The sequence below is a fragment of the Geodermatophilus obscurus genome, assembly GCF_900143215.1.
GTDB classification, from domain to species: Bacteria; Actinomycetota; Actinomycetes; order Mycobacteriales; family Geodermatophilaceae; genus Geodermatophilus; species Geodermatophilus obscurus_A.
Window position 1 is genome coordinate 1 of sequence record NZ_FRDM01000069.1, and the last position, 9,692, is coordinate 9,692.

The following is a 9,692-nucleotide window of genomic DNA, read 5'->3' on the forward strand; positions in this document are numbered from 1 at the left end:
CGACGGGCGCCAGGTGCTGCTGGTGGAGACCGAGGGGCGCCAGGGCATCGCCCAGCTGTTCGACACCCCGCCGCTGCCCTACGAGGAGCGGCGGGTCGCCGTCGCCCGCGGCGGCGGGGTGGTCAAGGCCCTGGCGATCGACGTCGAGGAGGCGCTCCTCGAGTACCTCGAGATGTTCTACAACCTGCGGCGGGCCGGGCGGGCGCTGCGCCGGGTGGGTGCGGTCGACTTCGCCACGACGATCGCCCCGGGCCTGCGGGACGTGCTGCTCACCGGCAAGGTCAAGGAGGCGGTGACCCGCCGCCACGACGGCCGCCCCGTCTACGACGCCGTCGTCGTCGACGCCCCGCCGACCGGCCGGATCACGCGCTTCCTCAACGTCACCGGCGAGATGGCCGGGCTGGCCCGTTCCGGGCCGATCAAGACGCAGAGCGACGGCGTCATGGCCGTGCTCAGGTCGCCGCAGACGGCGGTCCACCTGGTGACGCTGCTGGAGGACATGCCGGTGCAGGAGACCGCCGACGCCATCGCCGAGCTCACCGCCGCCGGGCTCCCGGTCGGCTCGGTGGTGGTGAACATGGCCACCGAGCCGGCGCTGCCCGAGCCCGCGCTGGCCCGCGCCGCGCAGGACGGGCTGACCGGTGCCGACCTGGCGCCGGCCCTGGCCGCGGCAGGACTGCAGGACGTCGCGGGGCTGGCCGACGCGCTCGCCGCCGAGGCCACCGAGCACGCCCGGCGCTGGGCCTCGCAGGACGAGCTGCGCGACGAGGTCGAGGCGCTCGACCGGCCGACGGTCGAGCTGCCGCTGCTGCCCGGCCCGATGGACCTCGGCGCGCTGTTCCAGCTCGCCGGCCGGTTGGAGGAGCACCTGCGGACCGAGGTGGCGGCATGAGCCAGGCGACCGAGGCGACGACGACCGGGCGCGCCCGCCGGTCCCCGCGGCCGCCGGCGCCTCCCACCGCGGAGGCCCTGCCGCTGGAGCTCGCCGAGCTGGTCACCGACCCGGACACCCGGATCGTGGTCTGCTGCGGTGCCGGCGGCGTGGGCAAGACGACGACGTCGGCGGCCCTGGCGCTGGCCGCGGCGGAGGCCGGCCGCACCGTCGTCGTCCTCACCATCGACCCGGCCCGCCGCCTGGCCCAGTCCCTCGGACTCGTGGAGCTGGACAACGAGCCGCGGCGGGTCGACGTCCCCAGGATCCCCGGCGAGCTGCACGCGATGATGCTGGACATGAAGCGCACGTTCGACGACATCGTCGTGGCGCACTCCACGCCCGAACGTGCCCAGCAGATCCTCGACAACCCCTTCTACCAGGCGCTGTCCTCGTCCTTCGCCGGGACGCAGGAGTACATGGCGATGGAGAAGCTGGGCCAGCTGCGGGCCGGCGACCGGTGGGACCTGATCATCGTCGACACCCCGCCGTCGCGGTCGGCGCTGGACTTCCTCGACGCCCCGAACCGGATGAGCCGCTTCCTCGACGGCACGATGATCCGGCTGCTCACCGCGCCGAGCCGCACCGGCTTCAAGATCGCAAGCGCCGGCTTCCTGTTCTTCAGCCGGATCATCTCCAAGATCCTCGGCGGGCAGCTGCTCCGGGACATCTCCGCGTTCGTGTCCGCCCTGGACACCATGTTCGGCGGGTTCCGGGAGCGGGCGACCGCCACCTACGAGCTGCTGCGCCGCCCGGGGACCTGGTTCGTCGTCGTGGCCACGCCCGAGCCCGACGCGCTGCGGGAGGCCTCGTACTTCGTCGACCGGCTCTCGGCCGAGCAGATGCCGCTGGCCGGGCTGGTGCTCAACCGCACCCACCCGCCGATGACGACGGCGCTGTCGGCGACCCGGGCCGACGGTGCCGCCGAGGAGGCTCTCGAGTCCGGCCGGGAGGGCGCCGAGCTGGCCGCCGGGGCGCTGCGGGTGCACGCCGAGCGGATGACGCTGGCCACCCGCGAGCAGCACCTGGCCGACCGGTTCACCAGCGCCCACCCGGAGGTCGCCGTCCGCACCGTGCCGGCCGCCGCCGGCGACGTGCACGACCTCGACGGGCTGCGCGGCATGGCCGACGCGCTGACCGGTCCGGACGGCGACACGCCGACGGGCGTGCCGCGGCGGCGCGTCCTCCCCGCGCGCCGTCGCTGAGCGCGGACGCCTGACAGCCCGGCGCCACGTACATTGGCGCCCGATGTCTGCCGACGCCTCCGATCGCGCCCGGGTCCTGGCGAAGCTCGCCGCGACGATCGTCCTCGCCGGTGCCCTGGTCGCCGGCATGCTGCTGCCGCTCGTGGGCGGCACCGGTCTCGCCGCCCGCAACTCCGCCTCGCTGCTCGACGCCCTGCCGGTCGAGCTGACCGACGAGACGCCGGCGGGCAACACCCGCGTGCTGGCGGCCGACGGCTCGCTGATCACGATGTTCTACCGGAACAACCGGACGCCGGTGGCCTCCGACCGGATCAGCGACGTGATGAAGCAGGCGCTGGTCGCGATCGAGGACGCCCGCTTCGAGCTGCACAACGGCCTCGACGTGCAGGGCACGCTGCGCGCCCTGGCGACCAACGTGGCGGCGGGCTCGGTGCGGGAGGGCGGCTCGACGCTCACCCAGCAGCTGGTCAAGCAGACCCTCGCGCAGACGGCCGACACCGCCGAGGAGCGGCAGGCGGCCACCGAGGAGAGCGTGGGCCGCAAGCTGCGGGAGGCGCGGATGGCGCTCGCCCTGGAGGAGGAGTACTCCAAGGACGAGATCCTCACCCGCTACCTGAACCTCGTGTACTTCGGCCAGGGGGCCTACGGCGTCCAGGCCGCCGCGCAGCGCTACTTCAGCGTGGACGCCGCCGACCTGACCCTGCCGCAGGCGGCCATGCTGGCCGGCCTGGTGCAGAGCCCGTCCAACGACGACCCGATCACCAACCCGGAGAACGGGCAGAACCGGCGCAACCAGGTGCTGCAGGCGATGGTCGCCGCGGGCCAGATCGATCAGGCCCAGTTCGACGAGGTCTCCGGGCAGCCGGTGCAGGTCGTCCCCGGCGGCACCCCGCCCAACGGCTGCATCGACGCCACGGTCGGTGGCTTCTTCTGCGCCTACCTGGCCGACCACCTCACCGGCACGCTGGGGCTCAGCCAGGAGCTGCTCGACGCCGGCGGCCTGACCATCCAGACGACGCTGCGCCCCGACCTGCAGCGCTCCGGTGACCAGGCGGTCCTGGACACGCTGGCCATGGGCGACTCGCTCGCGGGCACGTTCACCGCCGTCGAGCCGGGCACCGGTCACGTGCTGGCGATGAGCGCCAACCGCCGTTTCGGCTGCGACGGGCCCGAGTGCGAGTCGGTGAACCTCAACGTCGTCCCCGGTCAGGGCTCCGGCTCCACCTACAAGGTGTTCACCGCGGCCGCCGCGCTCGAGGAGGGCTTCCCGATCTCGCACGTCATCACCGCCAGCGAGCCGTACGTCTCCCGCGTGTACCGCGACGGCGCCGGCCGCTACGACGTCGAGAACGTCGGGAACAGCTACCCGCGGACGCTCTCGATGGACGAGGCGCTGGTCCGCTCGTCCAACACCTACTTCCTCGCGCTGGAGGACCAGCTGGGCAGCGTCGAGGGCCCGGTGCGCGCGGCCGAGCGGATGGGCCTGTTCCAGTTCAGCGACCCGGGGCTGCCGCAGCAGATCATCGACGAGAACCGGGGCTCGTTCACCTTCGGGCCGGAGTCGACCAGCCCGCTGGCCCTGGCCAGCGCCTACTCCACGCTCGCCGCCAACGGCACCCAGTGCGACCCGACGCCGGTGACCGCCGTGCTCGACCGGAACGGGCAGCCGCTCACCGGTGACGACGGCCGGCCGGTCGTCCGGGACGACGGGTGCACGCCGGGCGCGATCTCGACCGAGGTGGCCACGACCCTGAACCAGGTGCTGGTCGGGGACACCGAGTCGCCCTTCGGCACCGGGCGCAACGCCGCCGTCCCCGGGCACCGCGTCGCCGGCAAGACCGGCACCAGCCAGGACAACCTCTCGGTCGCCTTCGTGGGCTACACGCCGCAGTACACGGCGAGCGTCATGGTCTACAACCCCAAGGAGCGGGAGCAGGTCCGCGGCTTCGGCGGTGGCATCCCGGCCACGATCTGGCGCAACGCGATGTCCCCGATCCTCGCCGGGCAGCCGGCCGTGCCGTTCACCGCACCGGCGCCGGCCCCCGCGCCGGCGGCTCCGGCGGCGTTCGGGTCGGCGCCGGACGCGGCGCCTGCTCCCGAGGCCGCTCCCGCGGCGGACGACGGCACCTCGGCCGACCCGGCCGCACAGCCTGCCGCAGCGCCGGCTCCACTGGACCCGGCGACCCCGCCGGCCGGCTGACAGCGGACCACCCTTCCCCCCACGCCTCGCAGGCTCGGCGCGGGACCCTGAAGGGCGGCCGCCCGCTCAGCCCAGCTGGCGGCGGACCTCGGCGGCCACCCGGCCACCCTCGGCCCGGCCGGCGACCTGCTGCTGCACCGCGCCCATGACCCGTCCCATGTCCCTCATACCGCCTGCGCCGGTGCGCGTGATGACGTCGGCGACCAGCGCGGCGAGGTCGGCGTCCTCCAGCTGCGCCGGCAGGTAGGCGGCCACCACGTCGCCCTCCGCCCGCTCCCGGTCGGCCTGCTCGGTGCGACCGGCGGTGGCGAAGGCGTCGGCGGCCTCCCGGCGCTTCTTGGCCTCGCGGCGCAGCACCGCCTGCACCTCGTCGTCACTGAGCTCGCGGGCCTCCTTGCCGGCCACCTCCTCCGCGCTGACCGCCGCGAGCACCATCCGCAGCGTGGCGGTGCGCAGTTCGTCGCGGGACTTCATCGCGGTGGTCAGGTCGGTGCGCAGCTGTTCCTTCAGGTCGGACACGTGCGCCAGCCTCGCACGGCGCGTTCCGGCCACGCGCCCGTAATCTCGACTGCCGTGCGTGCGACCACAGCCCTCCCGGCCGCCGTCCTCGGGTCCGCGACCGCCGGGATCGCCTACGCCTCCCTCTACGAGCGCACCCGCTGGACGCTGCGCCGGTTCGACGTGCCGGTGCTCGCCCCCGGCTCCGCGCCGCTGCGGGTGCTGCACCTGTCCGACCTGCACATGACCGCCGGGCAGCGGTCCAAGCAGGAGTGGGTGGCCTCGCTGGCCGACCTCCAGCCGGACCTGGTGGTCGACACCGGGGACAACCTGGCCGGCCACGACGCGGTGCCCGGGACGCTGCGGGCGCTCGAGCCGCTGCTGGACCTGCCCGGCGCCTTCGTCATGGCGAGCAACGACTACTACGCGCCCCGGCCGAAGAACCCGCTCAAGTACTTCAAGCGGGACCACGTGCGGGTGCACGGCGACGAGCTGCCCTGGCGGGACCTGCGCGACGCCATGGCCGCCCGTGGCTGGCTGGACCTCACCAACGCCCGCGGTGAGCTGGTCGTGGGCGGACGGCGCATCGTCTTCGCCGGCGTCGACGACTCGCACCTCGGGCGGGACCGCTACGACCTCGTCGCCGGTCCCGCCGACCCGGCCGCGGACCTGCGCATCGGGCTGGCCCACTCCCCCGAGCCGCGGGTGCTCGACCGCTTCGCCGCCGACCACCACGACCTGCTGCTGTGCGGGCACACCCACGGCGGGCAGCTGCGGGTGCCCTTCTACGGCGCGCTGGTGACCAACTGCGGCATCGACCGCGACCGGGTCCGCTGGCTGCACCGCTGGGCGGAGCCGTCGGCGAGCAACCCGCACGGCACCTGGCTGCACGTCTCGGCCGGCCTGGGCACCAGCCCCTACGCGCCGTACCGCTTCGCCTGCCCACCCGAGGCGACGCTGCTCACCCTGACCGCCCGTCGGACCTGAAACCCCTCCGCCCCCACCGTCCGGCCCCTCCCGGGTCCCGCCCCGAGCCTGCGAGGGGTGGGGAGGAGGGGTCCTTCCCCCTGCACAGGGGCCGCGGAGAGCGGGACGGTACAGTGGTCGCCGCACGCCTCGGGGTGTGGCGCAGCTTGGTAGCGCGCGTCGTTCGGGACGACGAGGTCGCAGGTTCAAATCCTGTCACCCCGACACACTGCTCAGGGGCCGCCGCGAGGCGGCCCCTGAGTCGTTCCCGGGGTTGGCGGACCCGCCAATCGGGCACCGGGCCCCCGATGACCGAGTGGTTGCTCCTCCTCGCCGCCGTGCTGCTCACCGCACTGACCGGCTTCTCCGTGGCCGCCGAGCTCTCGCTGACGACCGCCGACCGCGGGCGGGCCGAGCAGGCCGCGGCGTCCGGGGACCGCGGGGCCCGAGGTGTCGTCACGGCGCCGCGCACGCTGCCCACCCAGCTCTCGGCCGCCCAGCTGGGCATCACGGTCACCACGCTGGTCGTCGGCGGCGCGGCCGCCGAGACCTCCCGCCGGCTCGGGGAGCCGGTCCGGGGCGGCGCCGAGGCAGGAGCGGGCGCCGGGGGAAGATGAGGAGGCGAGGAAGCGTGCGAACTCGCCCATGGACGGAGCACTGCCGCCGGAACGCGGCGACGAGCGCCAGCGAGGAGCCTGCGTGACGGCCGAGCCCACCACCCCCGCCCTCTCCCCCGAGGTCACCGCCCGCTGGCAGGCCCGCTTCCGCGCGCCGCGGGTGAGCCTCCCGGACTGGGCGCTGGAGGCCCCGCACCGCAGCCTGTACGCCTCCGACGCCAGCGGCGTCGTCGAGCAGTACGCGTGGGACCGCACCACCGACGCCCACCGGCAGGCGACCGACCGGGCCAACGGCACGCTGATCGGCACGCTCAGCCCGGACGGCGAGACGATCTGGTGGTTCGCCGACACCGACGGCGACGAGTTCGGCGTCTGGATGACCCAGCCCTTCGCCGGCGGGGAGGACCGCGTAGCCGTCCCCGAGGTCGGGCCGGCCTACCCGGCGGGCCTGGAGGTCGGCACCTCCGTGGTGGCCATGGGCCGCTCCACCGACGACGGCTCGGAGCTGTGGCTGGCACCGGTCGGCGGCACGCCGCGGGTGGTCTACCGGCACGAGGACCCGGCGTCGGTCGACGCGCTCACCCACGACGAGGACCTGCTGGTGATCTCGCACTCCGAGCACGGCGACCCGCGCTATCCGGCGCTGCGGCTGCTGCGCACGGCCGACGACGGCGTGGTGGCGGAGAAGTGGGACGGCGAGGGCCGCGGCCTGCACGCGCTGGAATTCGCCCCGCTCCCCGGAGACCGCCGGCTGCTGGTCGGCCACGAGCGGCGCGGCCGCGAGGAGCTGCTGGTCTGGGATGTCGGCACCGACACCGAGACCGAGATCGTCCTGGACCTGCCCGGCGACGTGACCGCCGGCTGGTACCCGGACGGCTCGGCGTTGCTCGTCGGGCACGACCACGCCGCCCGCAGCGAGCTGTACCGCTACGACCTCGGCAGCGGGGCCCTGGAACGGCTGGACACCCCGCGCGGCGTCGTCCGCGGCGCCACCGCCCGCCCGGACGGCACCGTCGAGCTGGCCTGGTCGAACTCCGAGCGTCCGCCGGTGATCCGGCGGGCGGACGGGCCGGTGGTGCTGGCCGCTCCGGGCGAGGAGCCGCCGGCCGCCTACCCGGTGGAGGACCGCTGGGTTCCCGGCCCGGGCGGTGACGTCCACGCCCTCGTGGTGCGCCCGGCGGGCCCGGCACCGTACGCGGCGGCGTTCCTGGTGCACGGCGGCCCGGAGGCGGCCGACGACGACTCCTACCGCGCCCGCCGCGCGGCCTACGTCGACGCCGGGTACGCCGTCGTGCACGTGAACTACCGCGGGTCGACCGGCTACGGCAGCGCCTGGCGCGACGCGCTCACCGGCCGGCCGGGGCTCACCGAGCTGGAGGACGTCGCCGCCGTCTACGACGCGCTGGTCGAGGAGGGCTTCCTCGACCCGTCGCGGGCGCTGATCTCCGGCGGGTCGTGGGGCGGGTTCCTCACCCTGCTCGGCCTGGGCACCCAGCCGGCGCGCTGGGCGGCCGGGATCGCCGAGGTACCGGTGGCCGACTACCTGGCCGCCTACGAGGACGAGATGGAGGGCCTGCGGGCCTACGACCGGGCGCTGTTCGGCGGGTCACCGGAGGAGGTGCACGACGTCTACGTGCGCTCCTCGCCGATCACCTACGCGGAGGCCGTGGCCGCGCCGGTGCTCGTCGTCGCCGGCGCCAACGACCCGCGCTGCCCGATCCGGCAGATCGACAACTACCTGGCCCGCCTGGAGGAGCTCGGCAAGCCGCACGAGGTGTACCGCTTCGACGCCGGCCACGGCTCGCTGGTCATCGAGGAGACCATCCGCCAGGTCGAGGTCGCGCTGGACTTCGCCCTGCGCCACGTCGAGCCCTGAGTCCCCGGACGATCATGGCGCTGTGCCCACTCATCCCGGTCCGGGAGTGGTCACGGCGCCATGATCGCGGAGGAGACGAGGGTCAGCGGGACGCGGCGACCAACTCGGCGATCTGGACGGTGTTGAGCGCCGCGCCCTTGCGCAGGTTGTCGTTGCTGACGAACAGCGCCAGCCCGCGGTCGCCGTCGACACCCGGGTCCTGCCGGATGCGGCCGACGTAGCTCGGGTCGCGGCCGGCCGCCTGCAGCGGTGTGGGGACGGCGGTGAGCTCCACGCCGGGCGCGGAGGACAGCAGCTCGGTGGCCCGCTCGACGGTGAGCTCACGCTCGAACTCCAGGTTCAGCGACAGCGAGTGCCCGGTGAAGACCGGCACCCGCACGCAGGTGCCCGACACCCGCAGCTCGGGGATGCCGAGGATCTTGCGGCTCTCGTTGCGGAGCTTCTGCTCCTCGTCGGTCTCGAACGTCCCGTCGTCGACCAGGGAGCCGGCCATGGGCAGCACGTTGAAGGCGATCGGCCGCACGTACTTGGCCGGCTCCGGGAAGGTGACCGCCGAGCCGTCGTGGGTGAGCTCCGCGGCCTTGTCGACGACCGCCTTCACCTGCGTGTCGAGCTCCTCGACGCCGGCCAGGCCGCTGCCGGAGACCGCCTGGTAGGTGCTGGCGACGATGCGGACCAGCTGCGCCTCGTCGTGCAGCGGCTTGAGCACCGGCATCGCGGCCATCGTGGTGCAGTTCGGGTTCGCGATGATGCCCGTGCGCACCTCGGCCAGGGCTCCGGGGTTGACCTCGGCGACCACCAGGGGGACGTCGGGGTCGCGGCGCCAGGCCGAGCTGTTGTCGATGACCGTCACGCCGGCCTCGGCGAACCGCGGTGCCTGCACCCGCGAGGTCGACGCACCGGCGGAGAAGATGGCGATGTCCAGCCCGGTGGGGTCGGCGGTCGCGGCGTCCTCGACGGTGATCTCGCCGTCACCCCACGGCAGGGAGCTGCCGGCGGAGCGGGCGGAGGCGAAGAAGCGCAGCTCGCTGAGGGGGAAACCCCGCTCGGCGAGGAGCTGCCGAACCACGCCGCCGACCTGGCCGGTGGCGCCGACGACGCCGACGCGCAGCCCGTCGCTGCTGAAGAGGCTCATCGTCCCGTCCCTCCGTAGACGACGGCCTGCGCCTCGTCGGTGCCGAGGTCGAAGGCGTCGTGCACCGCGCGGACGGCGAGGTCCACATCGGTGTCCCGGCACACCACGGAGATGCGGATCTCCGAGGTGCTGATTAGCTCCAGGTTGACACCGGCGTCGGCCAGCGCGCCGAAGAAGCGCGCGGACACACCCGGGTGCGAGCGCATGCCCGCCCCGACCAGCGACACCTTGCCGATGTGCTGGTCGAAGGTGACGTCGGTGTAG

9 protein-coding genes and 1 tRNA gene are annotated in these 9,692 nt (G+C 74.4%); 7 read left to right on the forward strand and 3 right to left on the reverse strand.

Going from position 1 to position 9,692, the window contains the following annotated elements:
• The 3 genes from BUB17_RS24525 to BUB17_RS24535 form a co-directional block, all read left to right on the forward strand.
• Positions 1-892, forward strand: an 892-nt coding sequence (locus tag BUB17_RS24525) for an ATPase BagA (protein WP_072921356.1), incomplete at its 5' end; no start/stop codon positions are given.
• The gene (locus BUB17_RS24530) at positions 889-2,136 is read left to right on the forward strand and encodes an ATPase BagB (RefSeq protein WP_072921358.1); all 1,248 of its coding nucleotides are present in this window, start codon (positions 889-891) and stop codon (positions 2,134-2,136) included. The genes BUB17_RS24525 and BUB17_RS24530, both read left to right, overlap by 4 nt.
• Positions 2,137-2,179: 43 nt before the next feature.
• A complete protein-coding gene (locus tag BUB17_RS24535) occupies positions 2,180-4,336 on the forward strand; it encodes a transglycosylase domain-containing protein (protein WP_072921360.1) in 2,157 nt (718 codons plus the stop codon).
• 66 nt (positions 4,337-4,402) lie between these two features.
• Here the strand turns inward: BUB17_RS24535 and BUB17_RS24540 are convergent, their stop codons facing one another.
• On the reverse strand, positions 4,403-4,855 hold the full coding sequence (locus tag BUB17_RS24540; RefSeq protein ID WP_072921370.1) for a GatB/YqeY domain-containing protein: 453 nt from the start codon (positions 4,853-4,855) through the stop codon (positions 4,403-4,405).
• 54 nt (positions 4,856-4,909) lie between these two features.
• Between BUB17_RS24540 and BUB17_RS24545 the strand changes: the two genes are divergently transcribed.
• From BUB17_RS24545 to BUB17_RS24560, 4 genes are all read left to right on the forward strand, one after another.
• Entirely contained in the window at positions 4,910-5,821 is a 912-nt protein-coding gene (locus tag BUB17_RS24545) for a metallophosphoesterase (RefSeq protein ID WP_072921363.1), read from the forward strand.
• Positions 5,822-5,951: 130 nt separating this feature from the next.
• A tRNA-Pro gene (locus BUB17_RS24550) sits at positions 5,952-6,025 on the forward strand.
• Positions 6,026-6,108: 83 nt separating this feature from the next.
• Positions 6,109-6,417, forward strand: a complete 309-nt coding sequence (locus BUB17_RS24555; RefSeq protein WP_083606596.1) for a CNNM domain-containing protein — start codon at positions 6,109-6,111, stop codon at positions 6,415-6,417.
• Positions 6,418-6,499: 82 nt separating this feature from the next.
• Positions 6,500-8,293, forward strand: coding sequence for a prolyl oligopeptidase family serine peptidase (locus BUB17_RS24560; protein WP_072921365.1), 1,794 nt, complete (start codon positions 6,500-6,502; stop codon positions 8,291-8,293).
• A gap of 82 nt (positions 8,294-8,375) precedes the next feature.
• On the opposite strand, the gene BUB17_RS24565 is transcribed toward BUB17_RS24560, so the two are convergent.
• Together BUB17_RS24565 and BUB17_RS24570 are read right to left on the reverse strand one after the other, a co-directional pair.
• Positions 8,376-9,428, reverse strand: coding sequence for an aspartate-semialdehyde dehydrogenase (locus BUB17_RS24565; protein ID WP_072921367.1), 1,053 nt, complete (start codon positions 9,426-9,428; stop codon positions 8,376-8,378).
• A partial coding sequence (locus BUB17_RS24570) for an ACT domain-containing protein (RefSeq protein ID WP_141243198.1) occupies positions 9,425-9,692 on the reverse strand: 268 nt, incomplete at its 5' end. The genes BUB17_RS24565 and BUB17_RS24570, both read right to left, overlap by 4 nt.

What these genes read in the sequence shown, in the direction of transcription:
- BUB17_RS24555 (WP_083606596.1), top strand. Translation starts at nt 6,109, where the DNA reads ATGACCGAGTGGTTGCTCCTCCTCGCCGCCGTGCTGCTCACCGCACTG.
- BUB17_RS24535 (WP_072921360.1), top strand. Translation starts at nt 2,180, where the DNA reads ATGTCTGCCGACGCCTCCGATCGCGCCCGGGTCCTGGCGAAGCTCGCC.
- BUB17_RS24530 (WP_072921358.1), top strand. Translation starts at nt 889, where the DNA reads ATGAGCCAGGCGACCGAGGCGACGACGACCGGGCGCGCCCGCCGGTCC.
- BUB17_RS24565 (WP_072921367.1), bottom strand. Translation starts at nt 9,428, where the DNA reads ATGAGCCTCTTCAGCAGCGACGGGCTGCGCGTCGGCGTCGTCGGCGCC.